The organism is Nitrincola sp., from assembly GCF_048264025.1.
GTDB lineage: Bacteria > Pseudomonadota > Gammaproteobacteria > Pseudomonadales > Balneatricaceae > Nitrincola.
Map to the genome: position 1 here is coordinate 152,755 of NZ_JBLXDN010000004.1, position 22,214 is coordinate 174,968.

Below are 22,214 nucleotides of genomic sequence, written 5' to 3' on the forward strand. Positions count from 1 at the left end.
TTTATGAGATGTATCTACGTTATAACAGCGCGCCGTGTGTTAATCGGGTTATCGCTGTTAGCTGTTTTCGGATTTTGCTCAGCCTCTTTCGCTGATATAAGACCTACTCAGGAATTACCTCTGGCTTCAATCTATGTCGCCATAGCCCCACTGGGCTCGGATGAGCCTATTTACAGTCAGTATGCTGAACAAGTCGTTCCTATCGCATCCCTGACAAAATTAATGACTGCACTGGTAATCCTGGAGTCAGGCTTACCTCTCGATGAGAGCCTGGAAGTTAGCCGTATCAGTAACACCTTTGGCAAAAACGCCCCCTCACGACTGCGGCCAGGAACGTGGGTCAGTCGTCAGGATTTACTGCAGATGTCGTTAATGTCTTCTGAGAACCTGGCGACTTATACCCTGGCTGCCAATTACCCTGGTGGTTCAGCGGCGTTTGTCAGCGCAATGAATGCCACGGCTGCGCTGCTGGGTATGAGCAATACCCGCTTTGCTGATCCGACCGGCTTGTCACCGGATAATCTATCAACCGCTCAGGATCTGTTGATTCTCAGTGCCGCGGTGTATCAGTACCCGTTGATCCGGCAGCTGTCTACACAGGGAAAGGTTGACATGCATTTCCGATCGCCGAGCTATTCGCTGGCTTACACTAATACTAACCCGTTAACACGCAATGATAACTGGAAAGTCATGTTGAGCAAGACCGGTTATTTGTCCGAGTCTGGGCGTTGTCTGATTATGGTGGCGGAAATAGACGGTGAGCTGATGACAATGGTGCTGCTGGACTCTCAGGGACTCCGGACGCCGATTGGTGATGTGGGGCGCATCAATCGCTGGTTAAGAAACCAGCCGCCGGGTGAAGTGCCTGCAAATGCAATAGCCTATGCACAAAGCCGTTTAGCGGCTATGCAATAGGCTTGTTCGGCCTGGGTATTATTGGTCTATTTTTGCAGTAAAATGGATTCTACCTGGTCACGAATACGCAAGAAGGGAATTGGCTTCTGGATTAGAGTGCAGCTTTCGGGCAAAGACATTCGCTGGTTGATCTCTTCACTTTCCAGGCCAGAAATAACCATCAGACACATTTGATCCAGCAACTTCTGTTGCTGCAAAGCTTCTATGACGGCAAAACCATCAATGTTGGGCATTTGCAGATCAAGAATCAGTAACTCCGGATTGAAGCGCCCCACCTCAATTAACCCCTGGTAGCCATCATTGGCTAGCACAACGTTAACAGGCAATCCCCAACTTGCCAGGGTCAGTTCATAGAGGCGCAGCAAGGTTTTGTCATCGTCAACAACCAGTACCCGGACCGGTTCTACACTGAGGGTTGTAGAAGGTTTTGACGTAGCTTTAGCGCGAGTTCCGTTCAAGCCATCATTAGCTTGTTGATGCTGACCACTCAGAATATCGGAGGAGAGTTGCTCTACAGTCTGTAGAGAGAAGCGACGATGGCCACCCGGTGTTTTCCAGCTATCCAGTATGCCCGCATCAGCCCATAACTGAATGGTTCTTGGAGTGACTCCAAGCAGTTCGGCTGCTTTGCGACTGGTACAGACATCTTCCTTCACAGCTCACCAACTCCGCGCAAAAGGCAAATAATAACCGATTCTAACGCTCAGTTAAATGCTTGTTGTACATGAGTAGAATATCAATCTAACTCATTATCAGCGATTTAACTCCTGCAATAACGCAGAATCGAGATTGTATATGTCAGTATGATAATTCACCTGTCCTTGTGTATCGGCTTCAGCTGTCCAGTATCCTAGAATTATCGCTATAGGCACACGACTGTTTACGTTTCGGGTGTGTCCTGAATTTATCAAGCGATCAAACTGATTGGCCGCTTCAGTATGGGTTGATTGTAATAGCAAGGCCACCAGGTTCGTGGCATCTTCCACTCTGACACAGCCTGAACTGAAATAGCGTTGATTTCGGTCAAAAAGATGTTTATTGGGGGTGTCATGCAGGTAAATCGATTCACGATTGGGAAAGCGGATGACCACTTGACCCAGGGCATTATAAGGACCGGAAGACTGGCGTAACAAAATCGGGCCTGGGTTACTCCAATCGATGCTTTCCGGATCAAGCCGATTGCCCTGATGATCCAGTACACTCAATCGATTGGATTCAAGATAAGTTGGATTAGCACGTATTGCGGGTAGTTTATCCTTGCGATAAATAGTCGGCGGAATGGTCCAGGTTGGATTAAAGGTGAAATGGGTTATGTCACTGAGTATGAGTGGAGTTGGACGGTCAGATCGTCCAACCTGGGTACGTTTATCCAGAATCAATTGCCCTTCATTGTAAAAACGCAAGGTTGCTCCGGCTATATCAACAATCACCTGTGTTGCCTGCTGGACCCTATCAAGTCGACGCCAGCGCTCCAGATTTACCCGCAGCTGATCCAGTCGTTGCTGTGGTGTGCGATTCAAATAGCGCAATGTTTGCTGTCCAGCGATACCGTCAGCTTGTAGGCCTTCAGCTTGCTGAAAGGCTTTGACTGCGTCCTCTACCTCCGTATCGTAGAGCGCCGGTTCCAATTCTGGCATGGCTAAAGCTAAATGCTTGCGTAACACCAGTACCCGCTCGTCGACCATGCCTGGTCGGAGGGAAGGGTGATCAGGATAAATTGGAGGCAAGGGTGTCTGCTCAGCTGTTTGTTTACGTAGTTGCTGATAGGCTTTGCGAAGATTTGTGTAAGCGAGAGTATCTGGGCGCGCCTGCTCGAAAGCCTGGTCAATATCGCTTAGACCTTCAATAGCTAAATTGATGATATAAGCCGGTAGGTCATCTGTCTGCTGGCGATAATTTAAATAGTTCTCTACTCGGCTTCCGTGGGTGCGTCCCAAGTGCAGATCCATCAGCGCATTAAGGTAAGTGGCAGATAAAACGGATTCATCTGGAACGGCGGGATAAAGCGATTCTGTATCAACAAGATGCAGTATTTGCTGTGCGACTAATGGAATGTCGTAATGTGCGAGTGTCAGGCCATCATCTTCCAGGGCCTGCAGATTGTAGTAGAGTCGTTCCAGCCGCTCAAGGTCTTGCCAGGGTGGCGCTTCAGCAGTAAGTCGCTCAAATTCAGACAACAGGTTGCGCCTCTCCATCGAGGTTGCGGCCAAAACATCAATCGCCATAAACACATGTAGACTGAAAAAAAACGTGAAATATACTGATGTTTTTTTATACAGATGTTTTCCTACCATGATTTGCCTGCTAAACTCCGTCTATTTGATTTTTCAATACTTATTTGAGTATAGACATATCGCCGCTCAGTAACAGCGATTTCGTGCGCCATGTCTAGGAGTTTTCTATGAGGAACAGTCTATGAAGCGTTATCCCACCGGTTTTATCGGCTTGGTTGCCGTCGCGTTACTCACGCTCACTTCACCGCTTCACGCCCAGCTTCTTCCTGCAAATTTATCTGATAGGCTCCTTGCCCAGGCTCCCGACCTCAATCCGCAGGTATTGAACAAAGCTTTGGCTGCGATGCAGTGTGCTACCAGTAATGGCCTCGAAGGTGCTGAGCGTCTGGCGGTGATTGATTTTTCCTTACCTTCTTCAGAGAAGCGTTTGTGGATCTTTGACCTCAATGAGCAGCGCTTGTTACTGGAAGATCTGGTAGCGCATGGTAATCGCTCCGGAGACAATTTCGCCACGGATTTTTCAAATACAGTCGGTAGCCATCAGTCCAGTCTGGGATTGTTCCGCACACAAGAGAGTTATGTAGGCCGTCATGGCTATTCACTACGAATGGATGGCCTGGAACCAGGTGTTAACGACAAAGCGCGCGAGCGAGCTATTGTGATTCATGCAGCAGACTATGTTGATCCCAGCTGGGTAGATCGGCAGGGGCGTATTGGTCGCAGCCAGGGCTGTCCTGCCGTGCGTCAGGATGTAGTTGAGCTAGTGGTTGATAACCTCAAGGGTGGCCAGCTGCTGTTTACCTACTATCCGGATCAGGAGTGGCTTAATTCATCAGCGTTTCTGAATTGTCAGCCGCAGCGGGTTGCTTCTTACGTAGCGCCTTTTGGTAACCGTAGTGGCAGTTAATTAAAGATTTTTACCTAAAGGCCGATGACCTTAATAACAGCCGTTAATCATGCTATTATCCTGGTTAACGGCTAAGTTGAAAGCTTAGATAGGTTGCCAGATAGGTTTCCTTAAACAGTTTTCAGCTGATTTAATCAGGTTCACAGGAGGCCATGTGAATATAGCAGCAACTGGTACAGCATTGAGTGCATTAAGCTTTCACACAGAGCATGCCGCAAAAATGAATAAAGTTGTGTTGGATCAGATTGAAACACAGGGTGAGATGATTCTTAACCTGATTCCTGATAATCCGGCCGGCGTTAAAACCGACCCCACCAGTGCGGTAGGGCAGATTATCGATGTTCAGGTCTGATACCTGGAATTTTCTGTTTGGTTCAAAAGAAAAGCACCTGCCAGACACCGGTGCTTTTTCTATTGCGGCAATTGACAATCTGGTGGTTGAGCGTAAAGCAATCAAGCACCTCTATCTACGTATCGAACAGCCTGGTGGACGCGTCAGGGTGTCGGCACCCAAGCGAATGAGTGATGCTGACATAGCCCGTTTTTTGCAGAGTAAGCAGCAATGGATTGTCCGTAAGCGTTCTCAGCTACAACAAAAATCCCAACTTTCTGGTTCGGATATTAGTGCCACCGAAGTGTTGCTCTGGGGGCAGCGCTATCCCTTGGTATTACATCCACACAGTGGCCGGGCGAGGGTGGTGTTTGATCAGGAGAAGGTTGTTGTTTTTGGTGGGCTAGATAGCAGTCCCGAGCAGTTACAGAAGCTGCTGGCTAACTGGTTACGTCAACAGTTGCAGCAGCGCCTGGAAGAGCGGGTGCCTTATTGGGAAGTCGTGAGTGGTACGCGTGCCAATGAGGTGCGTATCAAGCGGATGAAGACACGCTGGGGCACCTGTAATATTCGTGCGGCGCGCATCTGGGTGAATGCCGAACTGGTAAAATTACCGCCAGTCTGTCTGGACTATATTATTTTGCATGAGTTGGTGCATTTGCTGGAACGCCTGCATAACCGGCGCTTTCATGCGCTGGTGGAGCAATTTATGCCGGATTGGCGCAGTACTGACACCCTGTTAAATCGCTATTTGTTACCGCGTTAACCGGATGTCAGCAGCTTCTACTTACGCTACTTTTCTAAACTATTCTTCTATATTTTTTATACGACACCCTGGCTGCGCAGGTAGTCGTCATAACTGCCGCTGAAGTCAGTTATGCCTGTAGCACTTAGCTCAACGATACGCGTAGCCAGTGACGACACAAATTCTCGGTCGTGGCTGACAAAGATTAGCGTGCCTGGATAGTTTTCCAGTGCCAGGTTAAGTGCTTCAATAGACTCCATATCCAAATGGTTGGTTGGCTCATCCATCAGCATGACATTGGGCTTGATTAGTGTCAGTTTGCCAAACAGCATGCGCCCTTGTTCGCCACCGGAAATCACTTTGACCGACTTATTGATTTCGTCACCCGAAAATAGCATGCGTCCGAGTGCACTGCGAATCACCTGCTCACCGCCCTGGGTCCACTGAGACATCCATTCCATGAGCGTGGCTGGGTTGGCAAAGTCATCCGAATGATCCTGAGCAAAGTAGCCGACTTCAGCGCTGTCCGTCCATTTAACCTCGCCAGAGTCAGGCTTCATGTTGCCAGCCATACACTGCAGCAGGGTGGTTTTACCTATACCATTGGGGCCGATGATAGCGACACGCTCACCCGCTTCAATCTGAAGATTAAGCTTCTTAAACAGTGGGATACCATCGAAACCTTTAGTCAATTCTTTCAAGGTAACAGCTTGGCGGTGCAGTTTTTTCTGTTGATCAAAACGAATAAAGGGGCTCACGCGGCTGGAAGGTTTCACTTCAGCTAGCTGAATTTTATCTATCTGTTTTGCGCGTGAGGTGGCTTGTTTGGCTTTAGATGCGTTAGCCGAAAAGCGGCTGACGAAGGTTTGCAGTTCAGCAATCTGGGCTTTTTTCTTGGCGTTGTCAGACAGTAGTCGTTCGCGTGCCTGGGTGGCAGCAGTCATGTATTCGTCATAATTGCCAGGGAATAGGCGCAACTCGCCATAGTCCAGATCGGCCATGTGGGTACAGACCTGATTAAGGAAATGACGGTCATGGGAGATGATGATCATGGTGCTGTTACGTGACACCAGAATGTTTTCCAACCAGCGAATAGTATTAATATCCAAGTGGTTAGTCGGTTCGTCTAAAAGTAATACATCCGGATCAGAAAACAGCGCTTGCGCCAGTAGTACGCGAAGCTTCCAGCCTGGGGCTAATGCGCTCATCGGGCCAAAGTGCTGCTCAATCGGAATATCCAGACCTAGCAGTAGTTCACCCGCACGTGCTTCAGCGGTGTAACCGTCCAGTTCAGCAAACTGCACTTCCAGATCAGCAACTGCCATGCCGTCAGCTTCAGACATGTCGGCAAGACTATAGATGCGATCACGCTCAGCCTTGATCTTCCACAGCTCGGTATGCCCCATGATTACTGTATCAATGACACTGCAATCTTCATAGGCAAATTGATCCTGGCGTAGCTTACCCAGGCGCACATGCGCATCCAGCATCACCTGGCCGCCGCTGGGTTCCAGATCACCGCCAAGAATCTTCATAAAGGTGGATTTTCCGCAGCCGTTAGCGCCAATCAGACCATAGCGATTGCCCTGAGCAAATTTCACGGAGACATTTTCAAATAGCGGTTTGGCACCAAACTGCATGGTAATATTAGCGGTGGAGATCAAAGGCAGGCCTATCAGACTGAGTGCGAATATGTCGCAGGAACGAAAAGGCGACTAGTATACAGGCCTGCAAAACCAGCGCACAGGGGGTCTGCCGGTTATTTTTTAACGTCCCCGTTATTAACGCCCAAACAGTGAGCCGCGCCCAGCCTTATCCTTTGCCGATGGCTCGGCCTTGTCGTGAGATGGAGTGGGGCGAACTGCTTTTCCGGTTGGCTGTTTGGCTGGGGTCGCTCTTACGGCTTTTTTTGAGGACGCCGAGTGTTTGCCTGACTTACCAGTCCCAGCTTTGCTCGGCTTATCAGTCTGAGCGCTGGCTTTGCGGCCCTGCTGCAGCTTGCCCTGCGAAATCATTGGCACGGCTTCTAGTGCAATCAGCTTGCCGATCAAGCTGGAAATGGCATCCAGGTAGCGGCGCTCATCGGGTGCCACCAAGGAAAGAGCGAGTCCTGATTTGCCGGCACGTCCGGTGCGCCCAATGCGATGTATGTAGGCTTCTGGCTGGTTGGGCAGGTCATAATTAACTACTTGTGGCAGCGAGGCAATATCCAGCCCTCGCGCTGCTACATCTGTGGCCACCAGGACGCGCACCTCGTTCTGGGTAAATGCAGCCAGGGCGGCATTGCGCTCCCGTTGCAATTTTTCACCGTGAATTGCCACCGCAGAGATCTTCTCCTGATTCAAATAGGCTGCCACCAGGTCGGCTCGTTTGCGGGTACGGGTGAATACCAGGGTTTGTGACCAGTTACAGCCAGCAATCAGGTAGCTGAGTACATCGGATTTGTCCTGATTATCTACTGCAAAAGCGCGCTGCTGGACAGACTTTGCCGCACTATTACGTTCCGTGGTGCTGATATGTACAGGCGACTGCAGTAGCGCTTCACTCAATGCATCTACAGAGGCATCCAGGGTGGCAGAAAACAGCAGGGTTTGGCGCTGCCTGGGCATGTAAGACATTAGTTGGCGAATGGCATCAATAAAGCCAAGATCAAGCATTCGATCAGCTTCATCCAGCACTAGTATCTCTAGCTGTGCCAGTGATAACTTGCCCTGTTTAAGCATGTCCAGGAGTCGCCCAGGCGTAGCGACCAGTATGTCGGCACCACATTTCATTTTACGCAGTTGATTGTCAAAGCGAACACCGCCATAAATAGAGATTACCCGCATACCCAGATGCTCACCATAGGCCAGGGTTTTATCGCCCACCTGAATGGCCAGCTCGCGTGTCGGCGTCAGTACCAGTCCACGAATGGCATGATAACCCTCGGTAATCACCGGTTGTTTCAGGCGTTCAATCATGGGCAGGGCAAAGGCAGCGGTTTTACCTGTGCCGGTTTGAGCCTCGGCGACCAGATCCTTTCCAGATAAAATCAGCGGGATAGCCTGCATCTGAATCGGGGTGGCTGAGGTATAGCCCATCTGCGTCAGCGTGAACTGCAGCTCCGGACAAAGGTTAAGCTCTGAGAATTGTGACATGCGATGCTCTAAAACGAAGTTATTCGTGCGCTAGAATACAGTATTCAGTGGCAAAAGGTTATGGGTTGGCAGTCCTTTCTGACCCACTCTGAATAGCAACTGCTACCTTACTATGCAATTGCGACCTTGCTGCTTGGATTGATACAGGCGACGATCAACCGCTTCTATAAAATCACTTGCCTGGTCGGTACGCGCCGGTGTGTGGGTGCCAACGCCGATACTGATTGTCAGAACCGAACTAGCATCAGAAGCAGGGTGGGGAATCTGCTGCTTAAATATCAGTTTACGGCAGCGCTCAGCAACCTTTGCTGCTGCATCATTATCTGTTTTCGGTAGTAGCATGACAAACTCTTCGCCCCCGAATCTAGCAAGAAAATCACCCGAACGTAACGCCGCTGAGTTCAGGGTTTGGGCTACTTTCTTAAGGCAAGAATCCCCTTTAACATGGCCATATATATCATTGTATTGTTTAAAAAAATCTATATCTATCATAATCAAAGACAAGGGTTGTTGATGACGCTGAGCATCACTCCATTCAGCTTCGAGACGCTCATCAAACATGCGTCGATTGGCAATACCGGTGAGCGCATCCTTGAAGGACAGCTCCTGCAGCTGTTGCTGCAACTGCAGCAACTCTTGCTCATTCTTTTTACGCTCAGTGATGTCGAACATAAATCCTATCAGTGACTCCACTTGCCCGTCGCTGTTGCGCACCACGTGGACCACATCGCGAATCCAGATGTATTCGCCTTCGGGTGTGAGGGCGCGATAGTCAGCTTCATGATCGGCGCCTGCCTTGGATTGTGCTACGCAAAAATTTACCACACGCTCACGATCGTCGGGATGCATACGCTCAGCCCAATCATTAATGCCCACCCAGCTGTCTTGTTTCCAGCCTAGAAGCTCTTCAATTTGCGGGCCAATGTAGACGAAGGTCAGTGTTTCCCAGTCAATTTTCCAGGGAATGGCTCTGGTGGATTCCAGCAGGGTTTTATAGAGGCTATCACCCTGAGTTAAGTCATCTAAGTGCGTTGGCATTTTTAAGGTCCATGGGCTTTTGCAGAATTAATCATAGACCCGGAAGAGAAGGGCGTAAACCCTTTGGTAATCATGCCATTTTATCAGCCGATCATGGGGGATGAGTTTAGTGCAAGATATTAATACACGATACATATTATGTACTAAATAGTACATTTGTGTGCTTGTGTATCTATCTCTCGGGTAGTTAAAAACACCAGTAAATAACCGGATGGTATTAAGCCTTTTTATTGCTTGCTTGCATATCGTGAAAATACGATATATATTTCGTTATATCGCGATATATAGAAATGAGAGTGCCCATGTCTGAGCAAGTTGATATAGATGCCATCGTCAAAGCCCTTAGCCACCCACAGCGGCGGCAAATACTGGCTTGGCTAAAGGAACCTGAGCGCTGGTTTTCTGATCAGCTCTCATCACTGGATAACGGCGTCTGTGCCGGGATGATTGATCGCAAGACCGGATCTTCCCAGTCAACCACTTCAGCGCACCTGGCAAACTTGCAACGGGCTAACTTAGTCACGACTCAGCGCATTGGCCAGTGGATCTACTATCGACGTAACGAAGCTGTAATCGATGCATTTGTGCACTACATCAGTCGTTCCCTGTAACATTTAATAACCAGCAAGGGTTTATGTATGAGCAATCTTTTCACCCCGCTTCAAGTGGGTGCTTTAACACTAAAAAACCGTATTATCATGGCGCCTTTAACACGCTGCCGCGCTGAAGCTGACCGCGTGCCAGGGGAGTTAATGCTGGAATACTATCGTCAACGTGTCAGTGCCGGCATGATTCTGACTGAAGCCACCTCCATTACGCCTATGGGCGTGGGTTATCCAAATACACCGGGCATTTGGTCTGAAGCGCAAATCCTAGGCTGGAAACGCATTACTGAAACCGTACATGCTGAGGGCGGTCAGATTGTGCTGCAGCTCTGGCATGTGGGTCGCGTATCTGATCCTGTGTACCTGGATGGTAAATTACCGGTAGCTCCTAGTGCTATTGCACCGGCTGGGCATGTCAGCCTGATACGTCCTGAAAAACCTTTCGTGACACCTCGCGCTCTTGAAACCGCCGAAATATCCGGCGTAATCGATGATTATCGTCAGGCGGCAATCAATGCTAAACAGGCCGGATTTGATGGCGTGGAAGTGCATGCAGCTAATGGCTACTTGCTCGAGCAGTTCCTGCTGGACGGTGCCAACAAGCGTGATGATGCCTATGGTGGCAGTTTGGAGAACCGCGCAAAATTACTGTTGCAAGTCACTGATGCTGTTGTAGAAGTATGGGGCGCTGATCGTGTTGGTGTGCACTTGTCTCCACGCGCCAATGCACATGATATGTCTGACAGCAACCTCAAGGAAACCTTCACTTACGTGGCTAAACAGCTGGGGGAGCGTAACATTGCCTTTATCTGTGCACGTGAATCAGAAGGGGATGATAGCCTGGGCCCTTGGTTGAAAAGTTGTTTTGGCGGGGTGTATATCGCTAATGAAGGCATGACTAAAGCCAGCGCTGAAAACTTGGTCGCTTCTGGCAAAGCCGATGCCGTAGCCTTTGGTGTGCCATTTATTGCCAACCCGGATCTTCCAGCACGCTTTGAGCATGAGGCTGAACTGAATACGCCTGATCCATCTACCTTCTATGCATCCGGATCAGAGGGTTACACAAGCTATCCTGTTCTGACCAGCTGATTTAGTCTTCGAGCCTACCCAGTCGTTGTGTTATCAACTATTGGGTAGCCGCCACAACCCGGATCGAAAGACCAATCAACACCACCCCCGTCAGTTGTTCCAGACGCTTCATGTGCCGACGTAACCAGGTTAATAGGTAAGCATGAGAGAACAGCATTGCTACAAGTGAATACCAAATGCCATCCACCAGTGTTGCTGTCAGCACCATAATGATCTGATCCTGCAAGGTCTGTTCAACACTAACGAATTGCGCAAACAATGCAGTAAAAAACACTGCCAGTTTTGGATTAAGTAATGAGATCAGCGCGCCGGATCCGGCCGCTTTCCAATAGCTTTCCCTGGCACCGGTTTCTGCCACCAGTGTAGGTGATGATGCATAACGCAGCGCATTATAGCCAATCCACGCCAGATACCCGGCTCCCAGCCAGCTAACCAACTGATAAGCCAACTGATGCTGGCTGACCAGCAGACCCAGCCCCCAGACAGTTGCAATTGCCCAAACACCAACCCCCAACGCATGAGCACAGCCAGCAACAATGCCGTGCCCCCGTCCATTGCTGACCGTCTGCCGCAAGACTACAGCAAGACTGGGCCCCGGGGACATGGCGCCCAGTACACAGATCAGCAATAACGATAACCAAAGCATAAGTGACATAAATTTATTCCTTGCATCACATTAAGGGTATTAACTTAAGGGGTAGCATATTCTTCTTTGCGCATCTCTTCCATTAAGTCCAGGTAGGCACTTATCAAGTCCGACTCAAACACGGTGCCCACTATATGCTGCTGCGCATCGATTACCGGCACACCTTCACCGATAAAGTGACGTAGCACATACATGGCAGACCAAAGTGATGTGTCAGCCTGGAGTGCACAATCTTTAACCTGAACAAAGGACTTGGCTAGTAATTCGGAATCGACGCCGGTAAGTGATGCCAGGTGCACGGTACCTTGATAACACTTCTTGGCATCGACGATATAAGCATCGGAAGATCCAAACTGTGCCATAGACCGACAGGCTTCGCCCACGGTGACTTGCTCAGGTAATGACAAATAGTGATCACTGGTCAGGTCCTGGATGCTACGTGACATTAACAAAGCCTTGCTGCGGCCGCCGGACAAGTCCAGGCCTCGATCACGCAACTGACGGTCAAACAATGACCTATCAAACCATTGAGAAGCGAACAGATTTGCTAAGGCGACACTGGCCAGGGCCGCGATAGTTAATTCGTAATTGCCTGTCAGTTCAAAAACAATCACTACAGTGGTTAGTGGGGCGCCAATAACAGGAGCGGATACCGCAATCATGCCACAAATGGCATAGACGGCAAGGCTCGACAGCATAAGAGTATCGCCCAAAACCATACCCAACAAGGTCGCAAAAAGTGCACCAAATAAACTGCCAATGAGCAAAGCCGGGCTAAACACGCCGCCAGCAAACCCAAAACCCAGGCACAAGGCGGTAGCGATCAGCTTTAACACCAATAGGGTCAGCAGATCAACCGCACCAAAAGACCCTTCAACAAAGATCAGTCGCAAGGTTTCGCCACCGACACCTAGAATTTCGGGAACCCATAGCGCCATCAATCCAAGCAAAGCCCCAGCGAAGGCGGGCTTAAATACACTGGGCAAGGACAGGTGTTGCGCGACACGACTGGCCAGGAGTATCGCTTGCATATAACCCACGGCGAGTAATGCACTGGCAACACCCAGCAACAGAAACAGCCCATATTCCCAGTGATGCAGCACGCTAGCGGCTTCAATATAAAACAGGGGAGGTTGTGGCAACATAACATTAGTTGCCAAATACCCGACAACAGACGCAACAGCAACGGGAGCAAAAGCACGCAAGGCATAGTGACGCAGAATCACCTCATGGGCGAATAAAATGCCAGCAATTGGTGCATTAAAAACTGTAGAAATTGCGACAGCCACACCACAAGCAATAGCTATATTATCCAGCGTAACATCGGCTCGAAAGAGCCGAGCCCAAACTGATCCCAAAGACCCGCCCATATGCACCAACGGGCCGTACTGACCCACTGAAGCACCACTGCCCAGTGATACCAGTGCTGCAAGGCCGGACAGGGTGGCTGGCCGAGCAGGCAAGCGACCACGCCGGGTTTGCACCGCTGCAATGATATCCGCGGGTGTGTGTGAGCGATGCTCTTTAAGTGACTGCTGTATAATTCCCACCAGTAGACCACCCAGCGTGGGCACCGCAATGGTCGCTGCAACAATAATAGACAGGCTGTACTCTTCCTTTACTTGTCCCAGGAGAGCAACCAGCAGCGTATCATTTAACCACTGCACACCCGCTACAAAAGCAATCGCCAGAATCGCTCCGGTAACACCAATCACCAAGCCCAGACCAGCCATTTTGATAACCAGTGAGACCTGTTTCAATGCATACTGATTCGTTGTTTTGATTAAACCACCGGCCATGATGTGCTATTCCGCCGCACTCTATAAAAGCTGGCAGTGTAAACGCTGGTGGTTGAGCAGGTCCAGCAGTAGGTCCGACTACCAGCCGTCCAAATCGCGTGCCGACCATATTGACCAGCATCATGAAAAATAAACCTACGGGCTCTCTCCGTGCGATAACATACAGACGCTACCGGTTCATCAGACTAGCTTGAGCTTCATCTGTCTCAACGTTAATCCTTAGGAGAAACAACATGACGAAAGTTCTCGTTCTTTACTACAGCATGTATGTGAATCGTACCGGGTTTTGTGGAGGCAGTTTGCTTTAAGTCAGGCCGCTATAGCCTGACCAGTTTGGTGCTGATAGTAGTTTGCCTCAGCTTCCGCTGGAGGTATATACCCAATCGAACCCAGTAGCCGCTGATGGTTATACCAATGCACCCATTTCAGAGTGGCCATCTCAACGGCTTCACGGCTCTTCCATGATTGGCGGTGGATCACCTCAGCCTTGTACAAGCCATTGAGGGTCTCAGCCAATGCATTGTCGTAGCTGTCTCCTTTACTGCCCACAGAAGGCTCTATATTGGCCTCGGCTAGGCGCTCAGTGTATCGGATGGAAACATACTGGCTACCTCGGTCACTGTGATGGATCAGCCCTCCGGCCCGATGTGGTTGACGTTCATGCAAGGCCTGCTCCAGTGCATCCAGAACGAAATCAGTCTGCATACGGTTGCTGACCCGCCAGCCCACAATGCGACGTGCAAAGACATCGATCACAAAAGCCACATAGAGCCAACCCTGCCAGGTCGAGACATACGTGAAGTCCGATACCCACAACTGGTTGGGCTGATCAGCATGGAAATAGCGCTGAACCCTGTCTTGTGGGTAGGCGGCTTTATCATCCGGTACCGTGGTGCGGACAGCTTGGCCTCGACGCACACCCTGTAAGCCAAGACGCTGCATCAGGCGCCTCACGGTGCATCGAGCCACCTCAACCTGCTCCCGTAGAAGCTGCTTCCAGACCTTGACTACACCGTAACATTGCATGTTGTCATCCCAGACACGCTGGATTTCAACACAGAGCTGGTCATCCCGTTTACTGCGGTCAGGGCGCAACTCAGGATCACGAGCTCTGGCGACCTGCTTGTAGTAACCCGACGGAGCAATCTGCAGGATTCGACAGATCGGCTCGACTCCGTATTGGTCACGATACTCATCAACAAAAGCAATCAATGTTTGGTACGGCGGTCGAGCTCCGCCTTGGCAAAATAAGCACTAGCTAGTCGAAGAATTTCATTGGCTTTGCGCAGCTCTCGATTCTCACGCTCAAGCGCTTTCATGCGTTCACGCTCATCAGTGGTTTGACCAGAGCGCTGACCTGTATCCGTCTGATGGCGGCGTAACCAGCCGTGGAGGGTCTGAGGTACACAGCCAATCTTAGGTGCAATGGACTCAATAGCGGCCCACTCAGATGGATAATCATTCAGGTGTTCTTGAACCATACGCACGGCACGCTCACGAACTTCGGGGGAGTATCTGTTAGAGTTTTTCATAGCCTTATTCTCTCAAAGAAATAGGCCTCCACGAAAGCCGGTGTGATTCAGTCTTGCGTTCGGCGAGTTCTTTTAATGGAGCCATAGCACTACCTGGCTTTCTCTTGGGGTGCTCTTTCTAAAGTCAGTGCCAGCCCAAGTAGTGAAAAATGTGATTTGAGCAAAATATTTCACAATATGCATGGCTTCTGCTATATTTTGAGCAAATATATACTCAAACAGGGTGGCTGATGGAGCTTTACATAGAAATTTACCATTCTGGTCAATGGCATCAGGCGGCAGTATTAGAGCTGTTACAGGCCAATAAAGGTCGCCAAGGCGCAGTAAGGTTAATTTATGATCAAGTGTATGCCCTTAACTGGATGTATAGGGATGATGAGTATGCTTGCAGCCTGAACCTGCCAGTTGAGTTGATGCTACACCATACGGCTGATCGGTGGTTCGGGTTTATGGACGATATCGTTCCGGCTGGGGCCAGTCGTCGGCATTGGATAACGCGTTTGGGAATAAGCCATTTATCTAGGGGTGAGCAGGATAGTTTGTTGCTGGAAAAGGGCGCCATCGCACCTGTCGGCAATATGCGTATTCGTAATGCATTACCCTCACGTGAAGCTTATGATTTGCTTGAAAATAGGCGATTTGACATTGATGATGTTGTCGAGCGCCAGGTCGATTTTCTCGATTATGCCCAGGAAATGGGGGCGGCAAGTGGCGGTGCAACTGGGGCCGGGGGAGAGGCACCCAAGTTAATCTTGCGCTGCACTAAGGATGACAGAATCTGGATAGATACTTGGCAAGATGATCCAGGTCAGCCGGATAATTTCTATTTGGTGAAGTTTCCCAGAGGGAAGATGTCCTTGATCGATTGCGACATACTTCGTGCGGAGTTTCATTTTTATCATGAACTGGCATTACTGGGAGTGGATTCTATCTCAGTCGAGGGGATGCGTCTGATTGAGGGTACTCGCTATCCGTCACTTTGGTTGCCCCGCTTTGATGTGATGTTTGAGAATAAGCAAATACATCGGTTTGGACTGGAATCAGTCTATTCAATACTCAATAAAGAGGCCGGCAGCTTCTTAAATCATTTTGATGTTCTGCAGCAGTTGGTTTCAAAGCTTGTTGACCAATACCGTGTTGTAGAACGAGGAGAGCCCTTTGATCAGCAGCGTTTTGTCAGTCAGTGGTTACAACGTGATCTGCTAAATGTGATATTTGCAAACTCCGATAATCATGGCAGAAATAGCGCTTTTTTAAAGACTCCAGATGGCATCAACTTGGCACCTGTTTATGATTTTGCGCCCATGAAAGCTGATCCTGAAGGAATTATAAGGACAATGAAATGGGGGGCGCCTTATGAGCAGGGTGGGGAGTTCAACTGGCTCGGCATTACTGCAGAGTTGGAGTCGATAGCAGACCCTGAACGTCTTATGGATGACCTTCGTAGCCTGGCTGCACAGCTTATTGGATTACGACAGCGTCTGGAGAAACGTGGGGTCTCAGAACAATTACTGACTATTCCAGCTATGGGCATGGCAAGTATTGAGTCGCGACTTAAGCGATGGAGGTTAATTTGAAAAACCTGTCTGGCGATGAGCGAGAAGCGCTTTTGCTGGCGTTGGTACAAGCCTTGTACAAGGATGAAATAACAGAAGGCATGTTATTGCAGCGGTTACGCAAGCAAGTGCTTGGGCTGACCCAGGAACAGTATGCGACTCTGGTAGGTATCAGTCGTCGTACATTATCGGATATTGAGCGTGATAAGGCACAGTTAACCTTAACGGTTATGAACCGAGTTTTTAAACCCCTGGGGCTAAAGGTCGGATTGCTGCCAAGATCCAGGGGGTTGTTGCAAAAGCTGGTGGGTGATGCCGATGCTTTATGAGGGTTTTTCCAGATCCCTGGGATCAGGCACGCCTCGTCGGGATTTCAGGTTCATGCGGTAGAGATCCAGCAGGGCGCTGGAGGTGAGTACCAGCAGAATCAGGCCGCCACCGAGGAAGGCCATGGTCGTTGGTAATTCACCGACCCACCACCAGACCAGCAGGGTGCCGAGCAGGGTTTCCAGGATCAGCATCAGGCTGACTTCGGCGCCGGTAATGTAGCGAGGGCCGCTTTGAATCAAATAGTAAGCCGCGGGTAGAAAGATCAGCCCGAGCAGTAGAATGCGTTTCATGTCGTCCCAGGGGGGCATGGCCACGCCACCCATCAGAATGGCCGGAACTAACATAGCAATGCCAGCAAAAGGCAGGAGTACGGTGGTATCTATCCCCTTTTGTGCACTGGCGACCGTGGTGTTGATCGCCATGGATATGGGCAGGATGGCGGCGATCAGCAGGCCCATGGGGTTACCGGCTTCCATTTCACCCGACAGCATCATGATGGCACCGGCAATACATAGGAGGATAACGATCCAGGTTTGCAGCCGCAGTTTCTGATGGAAGAAGAATAATCCCAGCAGTCCGGCAATCAGTGGCGCCATGTTCTGGATGACCAGTACGTTTCCGGCGGCAGTGAGCCGGTTGGCGCCGACAAATACCCAGGAACTGGTCGCTATGGCCAAGGGGCAGATCCACAGTGCACTGCCACAGCGTTTAATCGCGGCGGGTAACTGGGTTTTATAGCGCCAGAAGGCCAGCAGGGTCAGTACACAGATCATTAGCAACGCACGCCAGAACACGAACACAGGTATGTCTACCTGGGTGTCTTTAACAATCAAGGCATCCGGGGACAGCATGATAACCCCGGCACCGGTGATCAGGTAGCCTTTGAGTCGTATAGGTAAGCGGTCGAACATGGTGATGAATCCCATTGTTATTTTTGTAGGGGCCCGGTTGTGGGAGCTCGATCTGTGGGAGCTCCTACAGGGTGTTATTATTGTAGGAGCCCGGTCCCCGGGCGATTCATGTTCGCTCGCGGAGCGAGCTCCTACAAGTGAGCTCCTACAGAAATTGTGTTGAGAGCCGGGCTTCGAGTTCTATGTTGAAGGCTTCAGCCGCTTGCATGTGTTCCAGCATCAATTGGCGGACCTGCTGGGTATCACGCTGGTGGAACGCCTTCACCAGTGCATGGTGGTACTGGAGGTTGGATTTTGAAAACTCGATCTGCTCCGGCAGTTGTACTTTCTTGTATATCACAAGATCCTTGAGCAGATCATTCAGAAAACGACCCATAAAGCCGAGAATCGGATTGCCGCAGCGATCAGCCAGCAGAATGTGGAAGTCCAGTTCGGACATGCGTTGTTCCAGGCGTTGCTGGATATCTGTGGGGGCGGTGGCACAAAGATCGGTGAGGCGTTGGAGTTCGTTCAGGTCGTCTTCGTTGAGTTTATCGGTTGCCAGTACAGCAATTTCAGGCTCAATAAGTTTGCGTAGACCATAAATATCCGGACCACTGGTGTGCTGGAAGTGCAAGAAGTTGCGCAGCATTTGCGAGGCATGTCCGTAGGGGACTTCGGCCAGAATAGCACCGCCGTTGGGGCCGGTGCGTACAGTGATCAGCCCCTGAACTTCGAGGGATTTCAGGGCTTCTCGGACAGTGCCCTTGGAGCATTCGAAGAGTTCAGTGAGTGCCTTTTCGTTCGGTAGGCGGTCACCCGGCTGGATGTCTTGGGTGACTACCCAGCGTTTGACCGCCTCGACGATTTGATCAGCGCGCTTCATGCGCTTCGGAAATTCAGCGGCTGTCAGTGCCTTGCTCATCAACATCTCTTCTGTCAGTAATAGCTTAGCCCGATTGTGGCTGGCTGACAGCAGTGGCACGTTGCTCCTGTGTGTAATTGATCAACAGCAGCAAGATCACAAGTGCGGCACTGATTGCCTGGACTATTGCAATCGGGAAGAAAAGTGCAATGGTACAGCTTATCAGGATCAGGCGCATCCAGTGTTTTATCCAGGTGAACAGGAAGCCCTCAATCGCGGCGGCAAAGGCAACCAGGGCGATGATAATCATGGCACCTTTCCAGATCAGCACCGGCCAGGTGCCGCCCATGATGATTTCCGGATTAAACACCATGTACAGCGGTATCAGGTACAGCCCTTTAGCAAATTTCCAGGATTGCACACTGGTTTCCATGGTTTTACTCCCGGCTATGGCGGCGGCGGCAAATGCCGCCAATGCCACCGGCGGTGTGACATTGGAATCCTGTGAGTACCAGAACACCAGCAGATGTGCGACCAGCAATGGAATGCCAAACTCATTGGTCAGCGCCGGGCCTACCAATACAATCAGGACAATGTAGCTGGCGGTTACCGGAAGACCCAAGCCCAGAATCAAGCTGGCAATGATCACCAGCAGCAACGCCAGAAGAATATTACCGCCAGAGAAAGCGATCATCATGGAGGAGAACTTCAGCCCCAGTCCTGTCAGACCGACAACAGCAACAACGATCCCGGCCACAGCACAGGCGACACTGACGGAGACTGCATTGCGTGCACCCAGCTCCAGACCCAGCATCATTTTGTGTCCGCCGGATTTGGCTGTTTCGACCAGTTCCTGAGATAAATTGTTGTTCTGTTGGCCACGTTTGAAGGCCAGGTATAGTCCATTCAGGCCAGCGATCACGATAATACCCATTACCGCATAGAAGCCCACGCGCATGGGAGAAATGCCGGTCACCAGCAAATACACTAGCATGATCAAGGGAAGCAGGAAGAACCAGCCACGGTTCATGACTTCACGCAGCACCGGCAATTCACTTTTGGCCATGCCGTGCATGCCCTGTTTGATCGCAATAATATGCACAAACAGATAGACAGTAGCGAAGTAAAGCAGCGCCGGAAACACACTGACTTTTATGATTTCAACATAGGGTACGCGGGTGTATTCCGCTATCAGGAAGGCACCGGCCCCCATTAGCGGTGGCATAATCTGGCCACCGGTACTGGCGGCGGCTTCAATGCCCCCAGCCTGTGCGGGTTTGTAGCCCAGGCGCTTCATTAGCGGAATGGTGAAAGCACCGGTGGTAACCACGTTGGCAATCGAACTCCCCGAGATCGAACCCATGCTGGCTGATGCCAGTACTGCGGCTTTAGCCGGTCCTCCGCGCTGACGTCCTGTACCGGCAAACGCCAGGTCAATAAAGAACTTACCTGCACCGGTAACTTCCAGAAACGCACCAAATAACACGAAGATAAACACAAAGGTGGCGGCAACCCCCAGCGGGAGACCAAAAATACCTTCCTGGCCCAGATACAGCTGGCCAGCAATACGGTCTAGTGTGTAGCCCCGGTGATTAAGGATGCCGGGTAGCCACTCACCTAACCAAGGCAGCTCACCGCGTGCCCCTGCAAGAGCATAGATTATGGCGACAATACCTATCAGGGTCAGACCAAAACCTACAGCACGACGACTGGCTTCCAGTACGACTACTGTGGTTATGCAGGCTACGACAATATCCGTCTGTGACCAGAAACCGGCACGATTGATGATTTCATCCAGATAAAAGACCAGATAAAAGCCAGAATAGGCCGCCGCAGCGAAGAAGACGATATCGATCAACCAGAGGAAAGGGCCGCGGTTACGTTTGCTCAGGGGTGGAAAAATTAAAAAGGTCAGCATCAGTACCAGAGCAAGGTGAATACCACGCTGGTAGAAAAGCCCGAGTGGCTGTATGCCCGAACTGTAAAGCTGAAATAGGGAGAGGCCAATCGCAATGAAGGTGATTAGCCAAAGTACCGGACGCGGCCCGGAATCTTTGGGGAAACTAATGGTATCCAGTGAAGGTACCGCGCTTTTGCTATCCGTCATGCATGTCACTCCGGCCGGATGTCTGGCTGTTTTTTGTTATGGGTTTTAATTGTCAGGTTGTACATCGGTTACAAGCTGGAGTTGCAGACGTTGTCCTGCAGCCAGTTTGCTCAGATTTAATTGTTTGTCGGCACTGACTAGGGTATGGCCTACATTTTCAGCACCCACACGTAACCAGAAACGGTTTTCTGCAACTGGTTCATCTATGTCTTCAATCAGGTAGCCCCCCTGTGGGTGGCTGCTCAGAGTACCACGACCTTCAAAGTGTCCCAGACCTGCCGCAAAGTCAGGCTGCCAGGAATGGTCTAACAGCATTTGCTGGTTATCAGTACGGTAGCAATCCTGAACGGCAATGCCCGTTACCGAATGTTTCCAGTGCATGCACCAACGGCCCTGATGAACTGGAAAGCGGGTCAGGAGCTGTTGCTTGCTATTGCTGATTTCCAGTGTGTAAACGGGTTGTTGTTCTGCTGCTGCGGGCAAGGCCAACAGCAGCAGAACCAGGGAAAGCAACATTAACTGACCCTGAGGCATGATTTATCCTTACTCGCGTAGACGGTCAGGGATGTCAGCACCCACTTCTTCGTAATAGCGCAGTGCACCAGGATGCATAGGAATTGGCGTTGAACCCATGCTGAATTCGACAGTCGTGTCGTTAGCGGCAGGGTGTATTGCACGCAGTTCGTCTATTTTTTCAAACAGCACCTTGGTGATCTGGTAGGCGAGTTCTTCCGACATGGCGGCATTAACAGTCAACACGTTGGGGATCCCGACAGTATTCGCCGGTGCATCCATACCTTCGTACAGGTTGGCAGCCAGCTGATAAGGTGCGAAAACCGCTTCTGCGCTCATGGCATTCTGAACTTCTTCTTCGGTCAGAGAAAGCAGTTGAATATCACGGCTGTTAGCCAGGCTGAGGATGGAGCTGGTTGGTGGGCCAACACTCCAGAAACCGGCATCTATGTCATTGTCTCGCAGAGCATCAGCGGTTTCGTTGAAGTTCAGACGCTGTACGGTAAAGTCATCATAACTGATACCATTCGATTCCAGGACAGCACGGGCGTTAACCTCGGTACCACTGCCCGGTGCACCGACGGATACGCGCTTGCCTTTCAGGTCAGCCAGTGAGTTGATGCCAGAGCCCTGCAGCGTAACGATCTGCACAGCGTTAGGGTATACCGATGCGATAGCGCGAACATCCTCAACCTGACGGCCTTCGAAAGCGCCGGTGCCGTGATAGGCTTGATAAACCGTATCAGCCAGAGCGATAGCTAAATCTGAATCTTCACGGTGGATCAACCCCATGTTTTCGACAGACGCGCCAGTAACTTCAGCTACCGCTGAATAACCATCGATGTGTTGACCGATCATCTCAGCCAGACCGCCGCCAATAGGGTAGTAAACACCACCGGTACCACCAGTAGCGATCGAGAGGTTTTGTTGAGCATGTACGGCAGGAACTGCCAGGGTTGCAGACATTAGTAATGC

21 protein-coding genes and 1 other annotated feature are annotated in these 22,214 nt (G+C 50.5%); of the genes, 8 read left to right on the top strand and 13 right to left on the bottom strand.

What is annotated here, in order from left to right; genetic code table 11:
* The first annotated feature begins 3 nt into the window (after positions 1-3).
* A complete protein-coding gene (locus ACN0R1_RS05085; RefSeq protein ID WP_417580584.1) occupies positions 4-915 on the top strand; it encodes a serine hydrolase in 912 nt (303 codons plus the stop codon).
* A 26-nt stretch (positions 916-941) separates the two neighbouring features.
* Here ACN0R1_RS05085 and ACN0R1_RS05090 read toward each other — a convergent pair whose 3' ends face one another.
* Together ACN0R1_RS05090 and ACN0R1_RS05095 are read right to left on the bottom strand one after the other, a co-directional pair.
* Positions 942-1,571, bottom strand: coding sequence for a response regulator (locus ACN0R1_RS05090; RefSeq protein WP_417580585.1), 630 nt, complete (start codon positions 1,569-1,571; stop codon positions 942-944).
* Between the two features lie 96 nt (positions 1,572-1,667).
* A complete protein-coding gene (locus ACN0R1_RS05095) occupies positions 1,668-3,140 on the bottom strand; it encodes a L,D-transpeptidase family protein (RefSeq protein WP_417580586.1) in 1,473 nt (490 codons plus the stop codon).
* A gap of 190 nt (positions 3,141-3,330) precedes the next feature.
* On the opposite strand from ACN0R1_RS05095, the gene ACN0R1_RS05100 reads away from it, so the two are divergent.
* From ACN0R1_RS05100 to ACN0R1_RS05110, 3 genes are all read left to right on the top strand, one after another.
* The gene (locus tag ACN0R1_RS05100; RefSeq protein ID WP_417580588.1) at positions 3,331-4,056 is read left to right on the top strand and encodes a murein L,D-transpeptidase catalytic domain family protein; all 726 of its coding nucleotides are present in this window, start codon (positions 3,331-3,333) and stop codon (positions 4,054-4,056) included.
* A gap of 154 nt (positions 4,057-4,210) precedes the next feature.
* The gene (locus ACN0R1_RS05105; RefSeq protein WP_417580590.1) at positions 4,211-4,408 is read left to right on the top strand and encodes a hypothetical protein; all 198 of its coding nucleotides are present in this window, start codon (positions 4,211-4,213) and stop codon (positions 4,406-4,408) included.
* A complete protein-coding gene (locus ACN0R1_RS05110; protein ID WP_417580592.1) occupies positions 4,395-5,153 on the top strand; it encodes a M48 family metallopeptidase in 759 nt (252 codons plus the stop codon). Before ACN0R1_RS05105 ends, ACN0R1_RS05110 begins: the two co-directional genes overlap by 14 nt.
* Before the next feature lie 56 nt (positions 5,154-5,209).
* Here ACN0R1_RS05110 and ACN0R1_RS05115 read toward each other — a convergent pair whose 3' ends face one another.
* From ACN0R1_RS05115 to ACN0R1_RS05125, 3 genes are all read right to left on the bottom strand, one after another.
* A complete protein-coding gene (locus ACN0R1_RS05115) occupies positions 5,210-6,796 on the bottom strand; it encodes an ABC-F family ATPase (RefSeq protein ID WP_417580594.1) in 1,587 nt (528 codons plus the stop codon).
* Between the two features lie 117 nt (positions 6,797-6,913).
* Positions 6,914-8,269, bottom strand: coding sequence for a DEAD/DEAH box helicase (locus ACN0R1_RS05120; RefSeq protein WP_417580596.1), 1,356 nt, complete (start codon positions 8,267-8,269; stop codon positions 6,914-6,916).
* A gap of 102 nt (positions 8,270-8,371) precedes the next feature.
* On the bottom strand, positions 8,372-9,307 hold the full coding sequence (locus ACN0R1_RS05125) for a sensor domain-containing diguanylate cyclase (protein WP_417580598.1): 936 nt from the start codon (positions 9,305-9,307) through the stop codon (positions 8,372-8,374).
* 302 nt (positions 9,308-9,609) lie between these two features.
* Between ACN0R1_RS05125 and ACN0R1_RS05130 the strand changes: the two genes are divergently transcribed.
* Both ACN0R1_RS05130 and ACN0R1_RS05135 read left to right on the top strand, forming a co-directional pair.
* Entirely contained in the window at positions 9,610-9,918 is a 309-nt protein-coding gene (locus ACN0R1_RS05130; protein ID WP_417580600.1) for an ArsR/SmtB family transcription factor, read from the top strand.
* Positions 9,919-9,945: 27 nt separating this feature from the next.
* The gene (locus ACN0R1_RS05135; RefSeq protein ID WP_417580602.1) at positions 9,946-11,001 is read left to right on the top strand and encodes an alkene reductase; all 1,056 of its coding nucleotides are present in this window, start codon (positions 9,946-9,948) and stop codon (positions 10,999-11,001) included.
* 37 nt (positions 11,002-11,038) lie between these two features.
* Here ACN0R1_RS05135 and ACN0R1_RS05140 read toward each other — a convergent pair whose 3' ends face one another.
* The 3 genes from ACN0R1_RS05140 to ACN0R1_RS05150 all read right to left on the bottom strand — a co-directional run bounded on the left by ACN0R1_RS05140 (position 11,039) and on the right by ACN0R1_RS05150 (position 14,978).
* On the bottom strand, positions 11,039-11,656 hold the full coding sequence (locus tag ACN0R1_RS05140) for a LysE family translocator (protein ID WP_417580604.1): 618 nt from the start codon (positions 11,654-11,656) through the stop codon (positions 11,039-11,041).
* Positions 11,657-11,691: 35 nt separating this feature from the next.
* Positions 11,692-13,446 (bottom strand): chloride channel protein, encoded by a 1,755-nt coding sequence (locus ACN0R1_RS05145; RefSeq protein WP_417580606.1) that lies wholly within the window; start codon positions 13,444-13,446, stop codon positions 11,692-11,694.
* A gap of 309 nt (positions 13,447-13,755) precedes the next feature.
* A protein-coding gene (locus ACN0R1_RS05150; protein WP_417579281.1) for an IS3 family transposase occupies positions 13,756-14,978 on the bottom strand; the annotation gives its coding sequence in 2 pieces (ribosomal slippage) (positions 13,756-14,690 and positions 14,690-14,978; 1,224 coding nt in all).
* Positions 14,584-14,700, bottom strand: a sequence feature (AL1L pseudoknot). It overlaps the preceding gene by 117 nt.
* Before the next feature lie 227 nt (positions 14,979-15,205).
* Here ACN0R1_RS05150 and ACN0R1_RS05155 point away from each other — a divergent pair.
* Together ACN0R1_RS05155 and ACN0R1_RS05160 are read left to right on the top strand one after the other, a co-directional pair.
* The gene (locus ACN0R1_RS05155; protein ID WP_417580634.1) at positions 15,206-16,555 is read left to right on the top strand and encodes a type II toxin-antitoxin system HipA family toxin; all 1,350 of its coding nucleotides are present in this window, start codon (positions 15,206-15,208) and stop codon (positions 16,553-16,555) included.
* Positions 16,552-16,863 carry a helix-turn-helix transcriptional regulator gene (locus tag ACN0R1_RS05160; RefSeq protein ID WP_417580608.1) on the top strand — a complete coding sequence of 104 codons (312 nt, stop codon included), beginning with the start codon at positions 16,552-16,554 and terminating at the stop codon, positions 16,861-16,863. The genes ACN0R1_RS05155 and ACN0R1_RS05160 overlap by 4 nt, the downstream gene beginning before the upstream one ends.
* On the opposite strand, the gene ACN0R1_RS05165 is transcribed toward ACN0R1_RS05160, so the two are convergent.
* The 5 genes from ACN0R1_RS05165 to ACN0R1_RS05185 form a co-directional block, all read right to left on the bottom strand.
* On the bottom strand, positions 16,858-17,775 hold the full coding sequence (locus ACN0R1_RS05165; RefSeq protein ID WP_417580610.1) for a DMT family transporter: 918 nt from the start codon (positions 17,773-17,775) through the stop codon (positions 16,858-16,860). The two genes, ACN0R1_RS05160 and ACN0R1_RS05165, sit on opposite strands and share 6 nt — an antisense overlap.
* A 145-nt stretch (positions 17,776-17,920) precedes the next feature.
* Entirely contained in the window at positions 17,921-18,739 is an 819-nt protein-coding gene (locus tag ACN0R1_RS05170; protein ID WP_417580612.1) for a FadR/GntR family transcriptional regulator, read from the bottom strand.
* On the bottom strand, positions 18,705-20,726 hold the full coding sequence (locus ACN0R1_RS05175; protein WP_417580614.1) for a TRAP transporter permease: 2,022 nt from the start codon (positions 20,724-20,726) through the stop codon (positions 18,705-18,707). Before ACN0R1_RS05175 ends, ACN0R1_RS05170 begins: the two co-directional genes overlap by 35 nt.
* A 45-nt stretch (positions 20,727-20,771) precedes the next feature.
* The gene (locus ACN0R1_RS05180; RefSeq protein ID WP_417580616.1) at positions 20,772-21,260 is read right to left on the bottom strand and encodes a DUF1850 domain-containing protein; all 489 of its coding nucleotides are present in this window, start codon (positions 21,258-21,260) and stop codon (positions 20,772-20,774) included.
* 9 nt (positions 21,261-21,269) lie between these two features.
* On the bottom strand, positions 21,270-22,205 hold the full coding sequence (locus ACN0R1_RS05185) for a TAXI family TRAP transporter solute-binding subunit (protein WP_417580636.1): 936 nt from the start codon (positions 22,203-22,205) through the stop codon (positions 21,270-21,272).
* Between the last annotated feature and the right edge of the window lie 9 nt (positions 22,206-22,214).